Raw genomic sequence first — 16,594 nt, 5'->3', positions numbered from 1 at the left:
ACCGGCGCTGCTCCGGGGCGGATACGAGCGCTGTTCCGGGCTCGTATCCGGCTCCGGCCGCACGCGCGAGGCGTGTGCGGTCCGGGCCTGGAGCAGCCGCCCGCTGATAGACCCGCCCCGTGATCCCCAGCTGCCGCGCATGCTCGCTGAGCGGCTTGTCGGCCTGACCTTCGGGGAGCCCCTGCACGTACAGGAGCAGGATCTTCGCGTCACTGTTCAGACGCGGATGACGCACGACGTCGTGCGAAGCCTTCGTGTAGCGCCGAGACGGCGCGATAGCATGCCAAAGCATCCCGGTGGACTCTCGTTCCACTCGTGGTGAAGGCCTCCGGACCGGTGTTGGTAGCACCGCCGGGGGCCGCCCCGCATGCGGCTGCATACAGAGCGTGATGACGACGCCACCGTACCGCACCCGACTCCCGCTTTACCACGCACAAGCCGATATCCCCATGCAGTAGATGTACATTTGCTACATTGAATACATGAGCGAACCCGTTGTTGAGTCGATGGCTGAAGTTCGCCGCCACCTCGCGGACGTGATCGACCGCGCACGGCGCGACGAGACTCCGACGATCATCACCCGCCGGGGCAAGAGCGAGGCGGTGCTGATCGACATCGACGAATACCGCCGCCTGCGGGAAGTCGCCGAACAGCTTGAGGACGAGTGGCTCAACCGGCTGGCCGACAGGGCTGAATCCGAGGGCACGGACGGTTCCGTCTCCCTGGAAGAGATGGCCGCACTCCTCCGATCCGCCCCCTGACCCCCATGGGCCACGTCACGCGGTTCACGCCGCATGCTCAGCGGGACTTGCTCAAGATCCCCCGCCAGGACGCTCTGCGTATCCTCATGCGCCTCGCCGAACTCCAGAAGGCGTTGGACACCGGCGATGTTGCAGCCTTCGACATCAAAGCTCTCCAGGGGCATCACGCCCGCTGGCGTCTGCGGGTCGGCGATTATCGGGCCGTGTACACGGTCGAAGACGGTCAGCTGATCCTGTGGGTGCTGACCGTAGGCAACCGCCGCGACGTTTACCGCGGCCTGTAGTCGACCGAGCGCCCGTCCGGCTCGTCCGCCAGGACTCCCACCGTCAGCTCGTGCAGCAAAGCCCCATCCACGAACGGCGCCTCGGCTACCGGCAGCGAACACCAATCCAGCGGCCAGGTCAGCCCATGCAGCGCGGGCACCCCGACGAACGCCGCCGCCCGCCCGTCCCGGCTCATCACCTCCGCACCGGCCGGCCAGCGGTAGGCACGCACGGTTTGCGGCGGCAACAGGAAATACATGCTCCGTGCCCCGATCCGCGAACGCACGATGGGGCCCGCCCGGAAGTCGGTGAACTGCATGATCTCGTACGCGACGTGCTCGCCCCGCAGGCCGCCGATCCGTACGGCGTCGAAGTGGATGCCCGCATACCGCAGGGCATGTCCGCTCGCAGGCACCCACGAGGGCACCGGGACCAGTGAACTTTTCCGTTCCATACGGAAAGCGTCGCGCCCCACACGTACCGTGACCAGGGACACAAGGCGTCTGTGCACTGTTGTGCACTCGGGAGGTGGGTTGTGCACTCCGGTGGCCAAGGGGGCGGCAACGCCCAGATGTTCGGGACGCTATTGCGCTTCTTCCGGGAGCGGGCGGAGCTCTCGCAGGAGGCACTGGGCCTGAAGATCGGTTTCTCCAAGTCCCAGGTGGCGATGGTGGAGCGGGGGCAGCGGCCGCCGAAGGGCGACTTCATCGCGCGGGCGGACGAGACGCTGGGTGCACAGGGCGCACTGGACGCAGCGGGAGCCGAGTTGGTGTCCAGCCATTTGGCTTCGTGGTTCGAGCCGTTCGCCGACGAGGAAGCCACGGCATCCGCCAGGCACGAGTACGAGACGCATGTGGTGCCTGGGCTCCTTCAGATCGAAGAGTACGCCCACACCGTCCTCGGCCACACCTACCCGTCCGTCGATGATGAAGAAATCGAGGGTCGGGTCGCGGCCCGCCTCAAGCGCCAAAGTCTCTTCACACGCAGGCCGACACCGGACATCGGATTCGTCCTGGAGCTAAGTGCTCTCACCAAGCCCCTCGGGGGCCGTCATGTGCGTAAGAGGCAGCTGCGCCACATCCTCGACGTCGCCCAACTCCGCAACGTACAGCTGCAGGTGATGGCACCGGACCGCGAGACCCACGTCGGTCTCGATGGGCCTTTCGTCCTGCTGGAGACGGAGGAACGACGTCAGCTCGCCTATATCGAAGGGCAGGGCGGCAGCTTCTTCATCAGTGAACAGCCAGCTCTGGGAAACCTGTTCGGGAAGTATGGCATTCTGCGGGCGCAGGCTCTCAGCCCCGAAGAGTCCATCAAACTGATCGAACAGGTGGCAGAGGAACGATGAGCACCGGACTCAGCTGGGTCAAGAGCAGTTACAGCGGCAACGACAGCGGCAACTGCGTCGAGGTCGCCCTCGCCTGGTCCAAGTCCAGCTACAGCGGCGACCAGGGCGGCGACTGTGTCGAGGTCACCGCCTGCCCCCGCACCGTCCACGTCCGCGACTCCAAGGACCTCACCGTCCCCGCTCTCGCCCTCTCCCCTGCCGCCTGGACCGCCTTCCTGGGATACGCCACCGCTCAATAGGGTGTTGGCATGGCCAACGACCTACGCGTTGCGTCGGCTGCGTCGCGTCGACGAGGCGGTGCGGCTCGCCCCGCATTTCTGTCAGTCGTACGTCGCGCTCGCCGGTGCGCTCAACGCCTGGCAGCCGCGCTGGCCCGAGGCGCTGGCGGCAGCGCAGGAGGCGGTCCGCCTGGCGCCGGAGGACACCTGGGCATACGTCTCGCTGTGGAAGGCCGCGCCGCTCAACGGCAGGAGCGAATGGTTCGACCGGCCGCGTACGCGGTGGCTCAGCGGGCGAGGCGGGGAAGCAGGGAACCTGCGGCGACGATGCCGACCAGTGCGGCGAGGACGAGGACCACCAGGTCGAGGCCGAGATGGGCCGGCGTGCCGATGAGCAGTCCGCGCAGGGCGTCGACCTGGTAACTCAGCGGGTTCACCTTGCTGATCGCCTGGAGCCAGCCGGGCATCAGCGCGACCGGGTAGAGCGCGTTGGAGGCGAAGAACAGCGGCATGGTGATGGCCTGGCCGATGCCCATCAGCCGGTCACGGGTGAGGACGATCCCGGCGATCGACATCGACAGGCAGGAGAAGAACACGGAAGCGAGGACGACCACGACGACCACGCCCAGCAGCCGCAGCGGGTTCCAGGTCATGCCGACGCCGAGCGCCGCGGCGATCACGATGACGACCGCCGCCTGGATCACGGCTTTCACCCCGGCGGCGAAGGCCTTGCCGGTCACCAGGGCGGTCCTGGGCGTCGGCGTGACCATGAGTTTGGTGAGAACGCCGGAGTCCCGCTCCCAGATGATCATGATGCCGTAGAAGATCGCGATGAACATGGCGGACTGGGCGATGATCCCGGGCGCCAGGAAGTCGAGATACGGAACGCCGCCGGTGGGGATGGCGTGGATACGGGAGAACGTCTGGCCGAAGATCAGCAGCCAGAGCGCGGGCTGGACGGCACGGGTGTAGATCTCGGTGCGGTCGTGGCGCAGCTTCTGCAGTTCGACGGCGCACATCGCCGCGACCCGCGCGGGGACGACGCGCCAGCCCGTGCGGGCGGGCGGCGGTTCCAGGAGGAGGGCGAAGCGGCGGTCGGGCGAGCCGGGTTCAGCCGCGGCGGGATGCGGTGAGACGGGTACGGCGGACATCGTTGAAGGCTCCTTTCTCTCCCGGAGAACCGGGGTCGTCCAGGCCGCTTCCGGAGTGGTACCGGAAGACGTCCTCCAGGGTCGGCGGCGGAGTCGTATCGCCGGACTCCTCGCGGTGCGCGATCAGTTCGCTCTTGAGCTCGGCGGGCGTGCCGAGCGCGCGCAGTCTGCCCAGATGCATCAGGGCGAGCCGGTCGCAGCGCTGGTCGGCCTCTTCCATGGAGTGGGTGGTGACCAGCACGGTCATCCCGGTGCCGACACGGATCTCGGTGATGCGGTCCCAGACGCTGTCGCGCGCGATCGGGTCCAGGCCGATGGTCGGCTCGTCCAGGATCATCAGGCGGGGTGCGCTGACCAGCGCCTGCGCGAGTTCGAGGCGGCGCACCATGCCACCGGAGTACGTGGCAGCGAGCCGGTGCGCCTCGGGCCCGAGCCCGACCGCGTCCAGCGCCTGCCCGACGCGGGCGGCACGGTGGCGGCGGGGGACGTCGAAGACACGGGCGAAGAGGGCGACGTTCTCCCGGCCGGTGAGGGCGGCGTCGGCCGACAGCTGCTGCGGTACGTAACCGAGCAGGCGCCGTACGGCCATCTTCTGCCGGGCCGCGTCGTGGCCGAACACATGGATGACACCGGGGGGTACGGGCAGCAGTGTGGTGATCGCACGCAGGGTGGTGGTCTTGCCCGCGCCGTTGGGCCCGAGGAGTCCGAAGACCTCGCCGGGGTGGACGAGCAGGTCCAGGCCGTCGACGGCTTTCGAGGTGCCGAAGGAGTAGGTCAGACCGGTGCAGCTGAGGGCGGGAGTCATGGGGTCTCCTCTCCTTCGCGCAGTGACTCGGCGAGTCTGCGCAGTGACGGGAGCGCGGCGGTCAGCGCGGCCCGGTCGGCGGCGTCGAGTTTCGCCACGTGTTCGCGGAAGAGCGCGTCGCGCCGGGCCCGCCAGTCGCGCAGCCGGCCGACTCCCGCCGCGGTCGGGTGGAGGAGCGCGGCACGCCCGTCGCCGGGGTCCGGCTCCCGCCGCAACAGGCCTTCCGCGACCAGGTGGTTGACCAGGGTGGAGACGGAGTTGGGCGCGAGGCAGAGTTCGCGCGCGGCCGTCGAGACCCGGATTCCGGGCCGGGCGGCAACCAGCCGCAGCAATTCCGCGTGCGCTCCGCGCAGCCGGGGCGTGGGCAGACCGCTCCACAGCCGCCGCCGGGCGAGCCGCTGGATGCGGGGCAGAAGTCCGGCGAGCTCTTCCGGGAGATCACTCGCCACCACCTGCCTATTTTACCTCTGTCTGCGAGGTATTACGTGGCCGGAATTCCGCGAAGGGGCCACCTCGAGCGGTGCGTCAGCGAGCCGGGGCGCGACCGCGCCACCCGCTACGGCAGGACTGCGAAGTCCACCTCGGACGCGGGAATCACGCGGATGCTCCGCCCGGGGAAGTCGATGTGCCGGTAGATCTCGTTGTGGTGCGCGATCGACCGGTCCGGCGAGGCGTACTCGCCGGCGTCGGGCCGGACGGACGTGGTGTGCCCGTCGGCCACCAGCACCACGTCGTACCGGTGGCTCAGCGCCTGCCGCGCCGTGGTGTCCACGCAGATCTCGGTCGCGAACCCGGTGACGACCACCTCGGTGACTCCCAGCGCCTTGAGGGTCTTGTCGAGACCGGTGTCCAGGAAACTGTCCGCGCTGGTCTTGTGGACGACCTCCTCGTCGGCGGCGGGCGCGAGTTCGGGCACGATCCGCCAGCCCTCGGTGCCGGCCTCCAGCCCTTCGCCCCGGTGCTGAATCGTCACGATCGGTATGCCCGCGGCCTTGGCACGCTCGCGGAGCCGGGCGATCGTGGCGACGGTCCCGGCCGCCCGGTGCGCGATCGCCACCAGGGCGTTCTGCATGTCGATGACGAGGAGCGCGGGGGCGTGTGGCATAGGTTCACGCTAGCGGTCCGGGTCCGGCCGGCGGAGTGATCCCGAAGAAGGAGTTCGAGCCGCGCAGCCCCTCCCGCCGTCACCTCACCGCTCCGGGAACCGCTCCCCGCACCGGCTGCAGAACACCGGCGCCGGGTCCGGCGAAAGGCGGCCGCACGCGGGGCAGACCCGGTCCAGCATGCAGGGCCCCTCGCCGCCTTCGTGCGCCACCGACGCGTCGGTCGAGGGGATCGAGGGCTTGATGGTCAGACCCGGGCGGCGGCGGTGGACGGTCAGATACGCCAGCCCGTCCGGACCCGCCGCGAGGGCCCGGCGGGAGGTGCGGGGCAGCCAGACGACCGTGGTGGGGGTCAGCTCCAGCGTCTCCGTGCCCGTGAGGACACGGCCGCCGCCCACGAGGACGACGAGGAGGACGTCGAGGATGTCCTCCTGATGCTCGCCGACCTCGGCGCCGGGCGGCAGACGCACCAGATTGGCGTCCAGCTCACGGCCTTGTTCGGCCAGTCGCCAGAGGGCGCCGCGGTCCTCCGGGCCCGCTTCGGTGAGCAGTTCGTCGAGTACGGCCAGGATCCGGGCGGTGGAATTCACGGCAGCCAGGCTACGCCCCGCCGCAGTCCGGGCTCTTTGGCCCGGATCGAGGGGATGCCGTCATGGACCGCGAGCCCGGGCATGGCCGGACGCGGAGTTGACCGTGATCGACGGGGCGGGGCATCCGGGCGCGGCGACCAGCCGGGCGGTGCTGGAGGCGCTGGACGGTTCGCGTCGCGCTGAATCCTCTCCGGCGGATCGTCGCCGGGGACGCGCCCGGCCCGACGCACAGGGTAAAGACCAAGGCAGGTGCCGGGGGTGGCTGGACGGGCCGTCGGACGGTCATGGAAAGCTGTGCCGACACCGTGATTCAAACGGCTTCTTGCCACCCCCCGTAACCCCAAGGGACACGACGTGAGATCGCACCGAAAAATATGGACCACGGCTGCCGTGACGACGGCGGCCGTGGCAGGTTTTGTGGTGTTCCAGAACGTGACCGGCGACTCCGCAGACAACAGTGACAGCAAGGCCGGTCCGGTCAGGACCGATGTACGGAAGACGGCGCTGAAGGTGGCCGCGGACGGCAGTTCCGCGTCGCTCGGCCGGCGGGACACCGCACCGTTCAGCATGCTGGGGGTCACCTGGACCGACCCGGCGGCGAAGGTGACGGGAGCGGTCGAGGTACGGACCAGGTCGGTCGCGAACGGCACCTGGTCGTCCTGGACGCCGCTGGAGACCGACCACGACGCCCGTAACGAGGCGGGCCGCCCCGGCGTCCGCGGGTCCACCGAACCGCGGTGGGTCGGCCCGTCCAACGGCGTCGAGGTACGCGTCACCGCGGGCGGCAAGGTCTCCGCGAAGGTGCCCGCCGGGCTGCGGCTGGACACCGTCGACCCCGGCAAGGGCTCGTCGCCGCACGCGGCCCCGGTCGCCTTCGCCGACGAGACCGACGCCCCCACCGACGACCCGTCGTCGTCCGAATCCCCCTCGGCCGATCCGACGGACACCTCGGAACCGACCTCGTCGGCCACGGAGTCCGACACCGCCCCGGCATCGGAGGCGCCGCCCGTGGCACCTTCCGAGACGGCAACGGGCAGCCCCTCGGCCACGGCGACCGCGAGCACCTCGCCGACCGCGAGCACCTCGCCGACCGCGAGTACCTCGCCGTCCGCGTCGCTGCCGCCAGCGCTGCCGTCGACCGTGCCCAAGCCGCCCATCACCTCGCGTGCGGGCTGGGGCGCCGACGAGTCGATCAGCCCGCAGGCGCCGGAGTACAACGACACGGTCAAGGCCGTCTTCGTCCACCACACCGCAGGGACCAACAAGTACTCCTGCGCCGACTCCGCGGAGGTCGTGCGTGGCGTGTACGCGCTCCACGTCGAGAGCGAGGGCTGGAAGGACATCGGCTACAACTTCCTGGTCGACAAGTGCGGGACGATCTTCGAGGGCCGCAAGGGCGGCCTGGACCGGCCGGTCCTCGGCGCACACACCTACGGCTTCAACCGGGAGTCGACCGGTATCGCCGTCCTCGGCACCTACACGGACGCGGCCGCCCCGAGCGCGGTGACCGCCTCGGTGGCCCGGATCGCCGCGTGGAAGCTCGGCCAGTACAAGGGTGACCCGGCGGGCAGCACCATGCTCACCGCGGGCGTCACCGGGTCCAACGGCTTCAGGAAGACCTTCACCGCCGGTACGCAGTACTCCTTCAAGCAGATCTCCGGCCACCGCGACGGCTTCAACACCGAGTGCCCCGGCACCAAGCTGTACGAGCAGCTGCCCGCGATCCGCAGCCTCGCCGCGGGCCCCGTCACCGGACTGGCCATCAAGTCGGTGACCGGTGCCACGCTCTCCGGGACGTCGTACTACACCAAGTCCGCGATCACGGTCGGCTGGTCGGCGAGCACGCCGAGCGCCTTCATCTCCAAGTACGAGCTGCTGGTCGACGGCAAGACCGTCGCCACCGCCGCGGGCACCGCCACTTCGGCGAAGGCCACCCTCGGCGTCGGCACGCACTCGGTCCAGGTCCGCGCCACCCACCAGTCGGGGAAGACCGCCCTGTCCGCGGCGGCGACCGTGGTCGCCGACCAGACGGCGCCGATCTTCACCACCAAGCCGAACCTCGCGCTGCGCACCGGCACGGTGAACACCACCGCCGTCCCGCTCACCCTGAAGTGGAAGGCGACCGACACCGCGTCGCTCAAGGAGGTCCGGCTGACCGCTCCGGTCGCCAAGACCTACGGCCCGACCACCACGAGCGCCTCGCACACCGCGAAGTCCGGCGTGGCGACCACGTGGTCCATGAGCGCGTACGACACCGCGGGCAACACCGCGGCCGCCTCCGTCTCCGGCACCCCGGTCATCCTCCAGGAGACCTCGGCCACGAAGACCGGCACCTGGACGGCCAAGTCCTCGTCCTCGTACCTGGGCGGCAAGTCGTACTCCAGCTCCTCCAAGGGCGCGAGCCTGAGCTGGACGTTCACCGGCCGTTCGGCCGCCTGGGTGGTCTCGCGCGCCTCCACGTCCGGCCAGGCGTACGTGTATGTCGACGGTACGAAGGTGGCCACGGTCGACCTGAAGTCGTCCACCACCAAGTACCGCGACGCCCTGTGGACGAAGAGCTGGTCCACCAGCGCCAAGCACACCGTCAAGATCGTCGTCGTCGCCACCTCGGGCCGTCCGGCGATCACGACGGACGGCCTCGTGTACCTCAAGTAGCCGCCGCGGTCCGCTGACGGACGTATCCGCATGACCTGAGCCCGGCTCCGCGCACCTGTGTCGCGGAGCCGGGCTCAGAGCCTGTCGGGTGTTCGGCCGGTCCCGTCGCCTACCAGGCGAAGGCCTCCGGCGACGGACCCGGGCCCGGGAAGATCTCGTCCAGGGACGCGAGCACCTCGTCCGACAGCTCGAGGTCCACGGCGCGCACCGCCGAGTCCAGCTGCTCGCGCGTGCGCGGGCCGGAGATCGGTCCCGTCACCCCCGGGCGGGTCAGCAGCCAGGCCAGCCCCACCTCGCCGGGCTCCAGGCCGTGCTTGTCGAGCAGGTCCTCGTACGCCTGGATCTGCGCCCGCACCGTGGTGTTGGCGAGCGCGTCCGCCGACCGGCCGGACACCGAACGGGCCGCGCCGCCCTCGCGCTCCTTGCGGATCACACCGCCGAGCAGTCCGCCGTGCAGCGGGGACCACGGGATGACACCGAGTCCGTACTCCTGCGCGGCCGGGATGACCTCCATCTCCGCGCGGCGCTCGGCGAGGTTGTAGAGGCACTGCTCGCTGACCAGCCCGTACGAGCCGAGGCGCCGGGCGGTCTCGTTGGTCTGGGCGATCTTCCAGCCGGCGAAGTTGGACGAACCGGCGTAGAGGATCTTGCCCTGCTGGATCAGTACGTCGATGGCCTGCCAGATCTCCTCGACCGGGGTGGAGCGGTCGATGTGGTGGAACTGGTACAGGTCGATGTGGTCGGTCTGCAGCCGCTTGAGGCTGGCGTCGACGGCCCGCCGGATGTTGAGGGCGGAGAGCTTGTGGTGGTTGGGCCAGGCGTCGCCGTCCGCGGCCATGTTCCCGTACACCTTGGTGGCGAGAACGACCTTGTCGCGGCGTTCACCGCCCTGGGCGAACCAGGTGCCGAGGATCTCCTCGGTACGGCCCTTGTTCTCGCCCCAGCCGTAGACATTGGCGGTGTCGAAGATGTTGACGCCCGCGTCCAGCGCGGCGTCCATGATCGCGTGACTGTCGGCCTCATTGGTCTGCGGACCGAAGTTCATGGTGCCGAGGACAAGTCGGCTGACCTCGAGTCCGGTGCGTCCGAGCTGCGTGTACTTCATGGGCACCAAGCCAACGCCTTCGAGTCCGCTCGAGGCAAGTGCTCGGCAGACGGCCTCAGCGTGTTTCGAGGTCCTTCAGCGTCGTTGCCAGCCAGCCCAGTTCCGCCTCGCTCGTCGCGCGGGCGATCGTGAGAACACCGCGCCGGAACGGGTCGTCGAACGCCTCGGCTCCGAGCGGGCGCTCGCCCTCGGAGCCGTAGTCGTAGAAGAAACTGCTCGGCTCCCGCAGGAACGCCAGCCTGCGCCGCAGCACGTCCGCCTGCTCGGCGGGCGCCGGCAGATGGCGGAGGAAGGCGAGCACGGTGAACCAGCGGTTCTCGTCGCTGATGTCCACCGCGTCGGCCTCGCGCAGCCGTCGGCGCAGCTCCTCGCGCCCGTCGTCCGTCAGGGTCAGCGTGTGGCGGGGGGCGGCCCTGCTGCCGGGCTCGGTCCGGCGGCCGAGCCATCCGGCGCGCTCCAGGCGCTTGATCGCCGGGTACAGGGTGCCGTCCGCGATCGGGCGGACGTGGCCGGTGAGGTGGGCGACGCGTCGCTTCAGCTCGTAGCCGTGCAATGGCTGCTCGTACAGAAATCCCAGGATGGCCAGTTCCAACACCCGAGCATCCTCCCTCATTGCTCTATACATCGGCGCCGATATATAGTCTCGCCGAGATTTTACCTGGCCGGAGGGGATCGGGAGAGCATGAAGAACGCACAGGTGACAGCGGGCGGCGCACACATCCGGTGGGTGGAGATCCCCGGCAGCACGGCACCGACCCGCCTTTATCTGCATGGGCTGGGCGCCTCGTCCGGTCCGTACTTCACCGCGAGCGCCGTCCATCCGCTCCTCGCCGGCAGCCGTTCGCTGCTCATGGACATGCTCGGCTTCGGCATCAGCGACCGGCCCGCGGATGTCGACTACACCCTCGAAGCGCACGCCGACGCGATTGCCGTCGCGCTCCGATCAGCCGACGCGTACGCCACCGACGTCATCGCGCACAGCATGGGTGGCGCGGTGGCCATCGTGCTCGCGGCCCGCCATCCGGACCTGGTGGCGCGGCTGGTCCTGGTCGACGCGAACCTCGACCCGGTCGCGCCCGCTCGCCCGCGACCCGGCACCAGTGGCATCGCCGCGTACACGGAGGAGGAGTTCCTCGATCACGGACGGCACGAAGTGCGCGACCGGGTGGGCTCCCACTGGTGGTCGACGATGCGGCTCGCGGGGCCGGAGGCGCTGCACCGCAGCGCCGTGCACCTCGCGCGCGGGACGACCCCCACGATGCGCGAGCTGCTGCTGGAGCTGAAGATTCCGCGCACCTTTCTGCGACCGGAGAGCAACGGGCCACTGCCCGGCGAGAACGGTCTCGTCGCGGCCGGGGTGCGCGTCGTGCCGGTCCCGGAGTGCGGGCACAACATCATGCTGGACAACCCCGAGGCGTTCGCGAGGGAGACCGCCCGGGGGCTGGGGCTCGCCTGACGGGAGCCGGTGCCGGCCGCTCAGCCGCCGACCGCGGCTGCCACGGCGACGACGGCGAACATCAGCACGAGCACGACCGCCATGATGCGGTTTCTGGTCTTCGGATCCACCCGTCGAGCGTAACCGCACCGCTCAGTGTCCCAGCGACCAGGATGCGACCACCTCGTACCGCGGCTGCTCCCCCGGCACCCCGGAGATCGGCAGATTGCTGCGTACGAGAGCGACCTCGCCGACCTCCCACGGGGCGCTCTCGAAGGTGTTCAGGGCCTCCAGATAGGGGCGCAGATCCGCCTCGGCGCGGCTGCGGGCGAGGGTGAGGTGCGGGGTGTAACGACGGTGCTCGTCCATCGGCACGCCGGCGCGGCGGGCGGCGGCGTCGGCGCGCTCGGCGAGGAGCCTCAGCGTGTCGAGGCCGCCCGCGGCCCCGGCCCACAGCACATGGCCGTCGAACCGGCCGCCGCGGTGGATGCGCAGCGGGAACCGCTCGGTGCGGCCGGCGGCGCGCGCCAGCCGCTCGTGCAGATCGGGCAGCAGCGCGTCGTCGACCACACCGAGGAAGGCGAGCGTGAAGTGCCACGCGTCGGTTCCGGTCCAGCGCAGGCCACCGGCGCCCGGAAGGGTGTGCAGCGGGGCGACGGCACGGCGGAGCTCCGCGATGGCGGAGGCGGGCGGCAGGACGGCGACGAAGAGTCTCATGCGGCTCATGAACCGAGTGTCGCATCGTACCGGCGTGTCCCGGTCACCGTGCGTATCGTTGTACTACGCGGCTGCCCGCGCCCGTGCGGCAGCGGGGAGGAGCGGCACGATGACCGTCGTGGACACCGACAGGATCGAGATGGCCGACAGCAGCGACGAGCGCACCTTGGACATGATGTTCGAGTGGCTTGAGCCCACCCCCGAGGGATTCAAGGTCGAGATCGTCGAGGGCATCATCTACATGTCGCCGCAACGGGGCACTCATTGGCAGATCATTTTCGACATCATCGAGCAGTTGCGTGCCGGCTACCCACGGAAGCGACTGATGTCCGACGTACGCATCGACTTCCCGGGCCGCCTCAACGGCTTCGCCTCCGATGTCGTGGCCCTGGCCGAGGGCTCTGGACCCGACGCCAAGGGACGGTGTCGTTACCAGGACATCGAGTTCGTTGCGGAGGTGATCTCCAAGGAGACCGCCGCCAACGACTACGGCTCGAAGAAGGCCACCTATGCCACCGCCGGCGTGCCCGTGTACGTCATCGCCGACCCGTACACCGGAACGTGGCACCTTCACACACTCCCGAAGGACGACGAGTACCGCAGTGTGCTGAGCCTCGACTTCGGCACCCCGATCGACCTCACCGACACCCCCGTCGGTATCACCCTCAGGACCGACGAGTTCCCACACGACTGACGTACTCCGCACACGCAGCGGCCCCGACCGGCAGGTTCACCGGTCGGGGCCGTATCACGTCCGTGACGGACCGGCCTCAGGCCGCCGTCGCCAGCTGCTCGCGCGGGACGAACCGCACATGCGGGTGGCCCGGCCGCAGGTCGACCTGGAGGCGCAGGCCGCCGACGCGGGCCAGCATGAAGCCGACGCCGAGCGCGGCCAGCAGCGAGAACGCGCCGCCGACCGCCATGGCGGTCCGGACGCCGTACGCGTCGCTGATCCAGCCCACGATCGGGGCGCCCACCGGCGTACCCCCGACGAAGACCATCATGTACAGGCTCATCACCCGGCCGCGCATGGCCGGGTCGGCCGCCATCTGGACGCTCGTGTTCGCGCTGATGTTGGTCGTCAGGCCGACCATGCCGATCGGGACCAGCAGGATCGCGAAGAGCCAGACGGACGGCGACAGGGACGCGATGATCTCCAGGAGACCGAACGCGGTGCCCGCCGCCGCCAGCATCCGCAGCCGCGAGGAACGACGGCGGGCGGCGAGCAGGGCGCCGGCCAGGGAGCCGGCGGCTATGAGGATGTTGAAGAACGAATACATCCCGGCGCCGCCGTGGAAGACCTCGTCCGCGAAGGCGGTGAGCCAGATCGGGAAGTTGAAGCCGAACGTGCCGACGAAGCCGACGAGGACGATCGGCCAGATCAGCTCGGGGCGGCCGGAGACATAGCGCAGTCCCTCGCGCAGCTGCCCCTTGGCGCGCGGCACGACGACCGCCTTGTGCAGTTCGCCCGTACGCATCATCAGCAGACCGACGAGCGGGGCGAGGAACGACAGACCGTTGAACATGAACGCCCAGCCGCTGCCGACCGTGGTGATCAGGACACCCGCGACGGCGGGGCCGATGAGCCGGGCGGACTGGAAGTTGGCCGAGTTCAGGCTGACCGCGTTGCGCAGCTGGGCCGGGCCGACCATCTCGGAGACGAACGACTGGCGGGTTGGGTTGTCGACGACCGTGACCATGCCGAGGAGGAAGGCGATCAGGTAGACGTGCCAGACCTGGACGACTCCGGAGAGCGTGAGGACGGCGAGGGCGATGCCGCAGAGGCCGAGCGCGGCCTGGCTGACGAGGAGGAGCTTGCGCTTCGGGAGCCGGTCGGCGATGACGCCGCCGTACAGGCCGAAGAGCAGCATGGGAAGAAACTGGAGGGCCGTGGTGATGCCGACGGCGGCGGCGGACCCGGTGAGGCTCAGGACGAGCCAGTCCTGCGTGATGCGGGACATCCAGGTACCGGTGTTGGAGATCACGGCGCCCGTGGCGAACAGGCGGTAGTTGCGGATCTTCAGCGACGAGAAGGTCCCGCCGGTCTTGCTCTCGTGGGTGGACGTCGGTGCGGGGGCGGAGTCTGCTCCGGATCCCGTACTCAAAGGGGTTCGCCTCCTCGGCGTGGACATTTCGCTGACTGACGAGGCAGTGACGGCGGCACCGGACCCTGGTCCGGTACCGCCGCTACAGGTGGGCGAGCTTTTCCAGTACGGGCGCGGCCTTGCGCAGCGTCTCCCACTCGTCCTCGTCCAGGCCCTCGGCGAGGGTGGCCAGCCAGGCGTTCCGCTTGGAGCGGCTCTCCTCGAGCATGGCTTCCGCCTGCTCGGTCTGGCTGACCATCTTCTGGCGACGGTCATCGGGGTGCGGTTCCAGTCTGACCAGCCCCTTGGCTTCCAGCAGCGCGACGATGCGGGTCATCGACGGGGGCTGCACGTGCTCCTTGCGGGCCAGCTCACCGGGGGTGGCGGAACCGCAGCGGGCGAGCGTGCCGAGCACCGACATCTCGGTGGGGCTCAGCGACTCGTCGACGCGCTGGTGCTTGAGGCGTCGCCCCAGCAGCATCACGGCGGAACGAAGGGAGCTCACGGCGGCCGCACTGTCGCCGTCGTGGATCAGGTCAGGCATGTTCATTAGGGTACCTCATTACCCACTCTAAAGACCATTCGATGGTACACACGCGCCCGATCACTCACCCGAACGAGTGAGTTGGATGCGGAAAGTGACGCCAACCGACCTCGGAGGCCGTAACCCTGCTTGCCATGGGATCGACAGTGCTCAGCCTGCGGCTGGACGGTGAGCTGCTCGACCGGCTCCGGCAGCACGCCGCCAAACGCGGAATGAGCGTCCAGGACTATGTGGTCCGGACGCTCATTCGCGACGACTTCGACGAGCGCTTCAAGACGGCCGTCGACGAGACGCAGAAGTTCTACGGGGCGGAAGAGGTCACGTGAGGCCGAGAGCCGGCATCGCGTAGGAGAAGACGAAGACGGCCGACACGACGTACATGGCCACCGGCACCTCGCGCCGGCGCCCGGCCGCCACCCGCAGCACGCAGAAGGCGATGAAGCCGATGCCGATGCCGTTGGTGATCGAGTAGGTGAACGGCATCATCACCATGGCCAGGAAGGCCGGGACGGCGAGCGTGTAGTCGCTCCAGTCGATGTCCCGCACCGAACCCGCGATGATCAGGAAGCCGACGGCCAGCAGCGCCGGAGTGGCCGCCTGCGACGGGACCATGGTCGCCAGCGGCGTCAGGAAGAGTGCCACCGTGAACAGCAGGCCGGTGACCACGCTCGCGAAGCCGGTGCGGGCCCCTTCGCCGACGCCCGCGGTGGACTCCACGAAGCAGGTCCCGGCGGAGGCGGAGCTCGCACCGCCCGCGGCGACCGCGATGCCGTCCACGAACAGCACCTTGTTGATGCCGGGGAAGTTGCCGTCCTTGTCCATCAGCCTGGCCTCGTCGCCGACGCCGAGGATGGTGCCCATCGCGTCGAAGAAGCAGGACAGCAGCACGGTGAAGACGAACAGGACGCCGGTGAGCACACCGACCTTGCCGAAGCCGCCGAACAGGCTGACATGGCCGATCAGCCCGAAGTCGGGGGTGGCGACCGGGTTGCCCGGCCACTGCGGAACGGTCAGGCCCCACGCCTCGCCCGGCAGATCGGCGACCGCGTCGATGATCAGCGCGACGACCGTCATCGAGACGATGGAGATCAGGATCGCACCCGGCACCCTGCGGACGATCAGCGCGAGGGTGAGCAGCGCACCGAGGACGAAGACCAGAACCGGCCAGCCGGTGAGGTGACCGTAGCTGCCGAGCTGGAGCGGCACGGTGGTGTGAGCGGCGTCCGGGATGCGGGAGACGAAGCCCGAGTCGACCAGACCGATCAGCAGGATGAAGAGACCGATACCGATGGCGATGCCCTTGCGGAGCGACGTCGGTACGGCGTTCATCACGCGTTCGCGCAACCCGGTCGCGACCAGCAGCATGACGACGATGCCCGCGAGGACGACCATGCCCATCGCGTCCGGCCAGCTCATCCGGGGGGCGAGCTGGAGGGCGACGACGGTGTTGACGCCGAGGCCGGCGGCCAGCGCGATCGGCACGTTGCCGATGACACCCATCAGCAGCGTGGAGAACGCGGCGGTCAGCACGGTGGCGGTGACCAGCTGGCCACCATTCAGCTGGTGCCCGTACATGTCCTTCGCGCTACCGAGGATGATCGGGTTCAGCACGATGATGTACGCCATCGCGAAGAACGTGGCGAATCCGCCACGGATCTCGCGCGCGACCGACGACCCCCGCTCGGAGATCTTGAAGAAACGGTCCAGGCCGCCGTGCGGCTGCGGAGCCGGAGGCTGCTCGGAGGCGACCGGAGCGGTGGCCGAGGGGGACATGTATGACCTCAGTACGTACGGAGAGGGAGAGAAAAAAGTGA

Annotated in this window: 21 protein-coding genes and 1 pseudogene; 8 read left to right on the top strand and 14 right to left on the bottom strand. The window is 69.4% G+C overall.

Annotated elements, in window-relative coordinates:
• Positions 1-97: 97 nt before the first annotated feature.
• Positions 98-292, bottom strand: a pseudogene (locus tag AB0I23_RS03080) (hypothetical protein); the annotation flags it as partial.
• Positions 293-482: 190 nt separating this feature from the next.
• Here AB0I23_RS03080 and AB0I23_RS03075 point away from each other — a divergent pair.
• Together AB0I23_RS03075 and AB0I23_RS03070 are read left to right on the top strand one after the other, a co-directional pair.
• A complete protein-coding gene (locus tag AB0I23_RS03075) occupies positions 483-761 on the top strand; it encodes a type II toxin-antitoxin system Phd/YefM family antitoxin (RefSeq protein WP_037692976.1) in 279 nt (92 codons plus the stop codon).
• Between the two features lie 5 nt (positions 762-766).
• Entirely contained in the window at positions 767-1,045 is a 279-nt protein-coding gene (locus AB0I23_RS03070) for a type II toxin-antitoxin system RelE family toxin (protein WP_359106329.1), read from the top strand.
• On the opposite strand, the gene AB0I23_RS03065 is transcribed toward AB0I23_RS03070, so the two are convergent.
• A complete protein-coding gene (locus tag AB0I23_RS03065; RefSeq protein WP_359106327.1) occupies positions 1,030-1,479 on the bottom strand; it encodes a hypothetical protein in 450 nt (149 codons plus the stop codon). The two genes, AB0I23_RS03070 and AB0I23_RS03065, sit on opposite strands and share 16 nt — an antisense overlap.
• A gap of 117 nt (positions 1,480-1,596) precedes the next feature.
• Here AB0I23_RS03065 and AB0I23_RS03060 point away from each other — a divergent pair, with 117 nt between their 5' ends.
• Both AB0I23_RS03060 and AB0I23_RS03055 read left to right on the top strand, forming a co-directional pair.
• Positions 1,597-2,373, top strand: a complete 777-nt coding sequence (locus AB0I23_RS03060; RefSeq protein ID WP_359106325.1) for a helix-turn-helix domain-containing protein — start codon at positions 1,597-1,599, stop codon at positions 2,371-2,373.
• Positions 2,370-2,612: a DUF397 domain-containing protein gene (locus AB0I23_RS03055; RefSeq protein WP_359106323.1), complete on the top strand. Its 243-nt coding sequence runs from the start codon at positions 2,370-2,372 to the stop codon at positions 2,610-2,612. The genes AB0I23_RS03060 and AB0I23_RS03055 overlap by 4 nt, the downstream gene beginning before the upstream one ends.
• 81 nt (positions 2,613-2,693) lie before the next feature.
• On the opposite strand, the gene AB0I23_RS03050 is transcribed toward AB0I23_RS03055, so the two are convergent.
• From AB0I23_RS03050 to AB0I23_RS03025, 6 genes are all read right to left on the bottom strand, one after another.
• On the bottom strand, positions 2,694-2,837 hold the full coding sequence (locus AB0I23_RS03050) for a hypothetical protein (protein WP_359106321.1): 144 nt from the start codon (positions 2,835-2,837) through the stop codon (positions 2,694-2,696).
• A 41-nt stretch (positions 2,838-2,878) separates the two neighbouring features.
• Positions 2,879-3,742: an ABC transporter permease gene (locus AB0I23_RS03045; protein ID WP_359106319.1), complete on the bottom strand. Its 864-nt coding sequence runs from the start codon at positions 3,740-3,742 to the stop codon at positions 2,879-2,881.
• Positions 3,702-4,547, bottom strand: a complete 846-nt coding sequence (locus AB0I23_RS03040; protein ID WP_359106317.1) for an ABC transporter ATP-binding protein — start codon at positions 4,545-4,547, stop codon at positions 3,702-3,704. The genes AB0I23_RS03045 and AB0I23_RS03040 overlap by 41 nt, the downstream gene beginning before the upstream one ends.
• Positions 4,544-4,999, bottom strand: a complete 456-nt coding sequence (locus AB0I23_RS03035) for a MarR family winged helix-turn-helix transcriptional regulator (RefSeq protein ID WP_359106315.1) — start codon at positions 4,997-4,999, stop codon at positions 4,544-4,546. The genes AB0I23_RS03040 and AB0I23_RS03035 overlap by 4 nt, the downstream gene beginning before the upstream one ends.
• A gap of 104 nt (positions 5,000-5,103) precedes the next feature.
• Positions 5,104-5,652, bottom strand: a complete 549-nt coding sequence (locus AB0I23_RS03030) for an isochorismatase family protein (RefSeq protein WP_359106313.1) — start codon at positions 5,650-5,652, stop codon at positions 5,104-5,106.
• 84 nt (positions 5,653-5,736) lie between these two features.
• Positions 5,737-6,240, bottom strand: coding sequence for a hypothetical protein (locus tag AB0I23_RS03025; protein WP_359106311.1), 504 nt, complete (start codon positions 6,238-6,240; stop codon positions 5,737-5,739).
• Between the two features lie 405 nt (positions 6,241-6,645).
• Between AB0I23_RS03025 and AB0I23_RS03015 the strand changes: the two genes are divergently transcribed.
• Entirely contained in the window at positions 6,646-8,895 is a 2,250-nt protein-coding gene (locus tag AB0I23_RS03015) for an N-acetylmuramoyl-L-alanine amidase (protein ID WP_436846864.1), read from the top strand.
• Positions 8,896-9,004: 109 nt separating this feature from the next.
• Here AB0I23_RS03015 and AB0I23_RS03010 read toward each other — a convergent pair whose 3' ends face one another.
• Positions 9,005-10,000: an aldo/keto reductase gene (locus AB0I23_RS03010; protein WP_359106309.1), complete on the bottom strand. Its 996-nt coding sequence runs from the start codon at positions 9,998-10,000 to the stop codon at positions 9,005-9,007.
• Positions 10,001-10,055: 55 nt separating this feature from the next.
• Positions 10,056-10,595, bottom strand: coding sequence for a PadR family transcriptional regulator (locus tag AB0I23_RS03005; protein WP_359106307.1), 540 nt, complete (start codon positions 10,593-10,595; stop codon positions 10,056-10,058).
• Between the two features lie 87 nt (positions 10,596-10,682).
• Between AB0I23_RS03005 and AB0I23_RS03000 the strand changes: the two genes are divergently transcribed.
• Positions 10,683-11,456 (top strand): alpha/beta fold hydrolase, encoded by a 774-nt coding sequence (locus AB0I23_RS03000; protein ID WP_359106305.1) that lies wholly within the window; start codon positions 10,683-10,685, stop codon positions 11,454-11,456.
• Between the two features lie 132 nt (positions 11,457-11,588).
• Here the strand turns inward: AB0I23_RS03000 and thpR are convergent, their stop codons facing one another.
• Entirely contained in the window at positions 11,589-12,152 is a 564-nt protein-coding gene (thpR, locus tag AB0I23_RS02995) for an RNA 2',3'-cyclic phosphodiesterase (RefSeq protein ID WP_359106910.1), read from the bottom strand.
• 109 nt (positions 12,153-12,261) lie between these two features.
• Here thpR and AB0I23_RS02990 point away from each other — a divergent pair, with 109 nt between their 5' ends.
• Positions 12,262-12,846, top strand: coding sequence for a Uma2 family endonuclease (locus AB0I23_RS02990; RefSeq protein ID WP_359106303.1), 585 nt, complete (start codon positions 12,262-12,264; stop codon positions 12,844-12,846).
• A gap of 76 nt (positions 12,847-12,922) precedes the next feature.
• Here AB0I23_RS02990 and AB0I23_RS02985 read toward each other — a convergent pair whose 3' ends face one another.
• A complete protein-coding gene (locus AB0I23_RS02985) occupies positions 12,923-14,257 on the bottom strand; it encodes an MFS transporter (protein ID WP_359106301.1) in 1,335 nt (444 codons plus the stop codon).
• Between the two features lie 82 nt (positions 14,258-14,339).
• Entirely contained in the window at positions 14,340-14,780 is a 441-nt protein-coding gene (locus AB0I23_RS02980) for a MarR family winged helix-turn-helix transcriptional regulator (RefSeq protein ID WP_037692928.1), read from the bottom strand.
• A 134-nt stretch (positions 14,781-14,914) separates the two neighbouring features.
• Here AB0I23_RS02980 and AB0I23_RS02975 point away from each other — a divergent pair, with 134 nt between their 5' ends.
• The gene (locus AB0I23_RS02975) at positions 14,915-15,106 is read left to right on the top strand and encodes a ribbon-helix-helix protein, CopG family (RefSeq protein WP_358862349.1); all 192 of its coding nucleotides are present in this window, start codon (positions 14,915-14,917) and stop codon (positions 15,104-15,106) included.
• Here AB0I23_RS02975 and AB0I23_RS02970 read toward each other — a convergent pair.
• Positions 15,099-16,553, bottom strand: a complete 1,455-nt coding sequence (locus tag AB0I23_RS02970; RefSeq protein ID WP_359106298.1) for an NCS2 family permease — start codon at positions 16,551-16,553, stop codon at positions 15,099-15,101. The two genes, AB0I23_RS02975 and AB0I23_RS02970, sit on opposite strands and share 8 nt — an antisense overlap.
• Positions 16,554-16,594: the final 41 nt, after the last annotated feature.

The organism is Streptomyces atratus (assembly GCF_040655115.1).
GTDB classification, from domain to species: domain Bacteria; phylum Actinomycetota; class Actinomycetes; order Streptomycetales; family Streptomycetaceae; genus Streptomyces; species Streptomyces atratus_D.
Note: the sequence above shows the minus strand (reverse complement) of the source record. Positions and strands in the feature narration are given on the sequence as shown.

What these genes read in the sequence shown, in the direction of transcription:
- AB0I23_RS03040 (WP_359106317.1), bottom strand. Translation starts at nt 4,547, where the DNA reads ATGACTCCCGCCCTCAGCTGCACCGGTCTGACCTACTCCTTCGGCACC.
- AB0I23_RS03010 (WP_359106309.1), bottom strand. Translation starts at nt 10,000, where the DNA reads ATGAAGTACACGCAGCTCGGACGCACCGGACTCGAGGTCAGCCGACTT.
- AB0I23_RS03075 (WP_037692976.1), top strand. Translation starts at nt 483, where the DNA reads ATGAGCGAACCCGTTGTTGAGTCGATGGCTGAAGTTCGCCGCCACCTC.
- AB0I23_RS03065 (WP_359106327.1), bottom strand. Translation starts at nt 1,479, where the DNA reads ATGGAACGGAAAAGTTCACTGGTCCCGGTGCCCTCGTGGGTGCCTGCG.
- AB0I23_RS03045 (WP_359106319.1), bottom strand. Translation starts at nt 3,742, where the DNA reads ATGTCCGCCGTACCCGTCTCACCGCATCCCGCCGCGGCTGAACCCGGC.
- AB0I23_RS03055 (WP_359106323.1), top strand. Translation starts at nt 2,370, where the DNA reads ATGAGCACCGGACTCAGCTGGGTCAAGAGCAGTTACAGCGGCAACGAC.
- thpR (WP_359106910.1), bottom strand. Translation starts at nt 12,152, where the DNA reads ATGAGACTCTTCGTCGCCGTCCTGCCGCCCGCCTCCGCCATCGCGGAG.
- AB0I23_RS03000 (WP_359106305.1), top strand. Translation starts at nt 10,683, where the DNA reads ATGAAGAACGCACAGGTGACAGCGGGCGGCGCACACATCCGGTGGGTG.
- AB0I23_RS03070 (WP_359106329.1), top strand. Translation starts at nt 767, where the DNA reads ATGGGCCACGTCACGCGGTTCACGCCGCATGCTCAGCGGGACTTGCTC.
- AB0I23_RS02980 (WP_037692928.1), bottom strand. Translation starts at nt 14,780, where the DNA reads ATGCCTGACCTGATCCACGACGGCGACAGTGCGGCCGCCGTGAGCTCC.
- AB0I23_RS03030 (WP_359106313.1), bottom strand. Translation starts at nt 5,652, where the DNA reads ATGCCACACGCCCCCGCGCTCCTCGTCATCGACATGCAGAACGCCCTG.
- AB0I23_RS02975 (WP_358862349.1), top strand. Translation starts at nt 14,915, where the DNA reads ATGGGATCGACAGTGCTCAGCCTGCGGCTGGACGGTGAGCTGCTCGAC.
- AB0I23_RS02970 (WP_359106298.1), bottom strand. Translation starts at nt 16,553, where the DNA reads ATGTCCCCCTCGGCCACCGCTCCGGTCGCCTCCGAGCAGCCTCCGGCT.
- AB0I23_RS02990 (WP_359106303.1), top strand. Translation starts at nt 12,262, where the DNA reads ATGACCGTCGTGGACACCGACAGGATCGAGATGGCCGACAGCAGCGAC.
- AB0I23_RS03060 (WP_359106325.1), top strand. Translation starts at nt 1,597, where the DNA reads ATGTTCGGGACGCTATTGCGCTTCTTCCGGGAGCGGGCGGAGCTCTCG.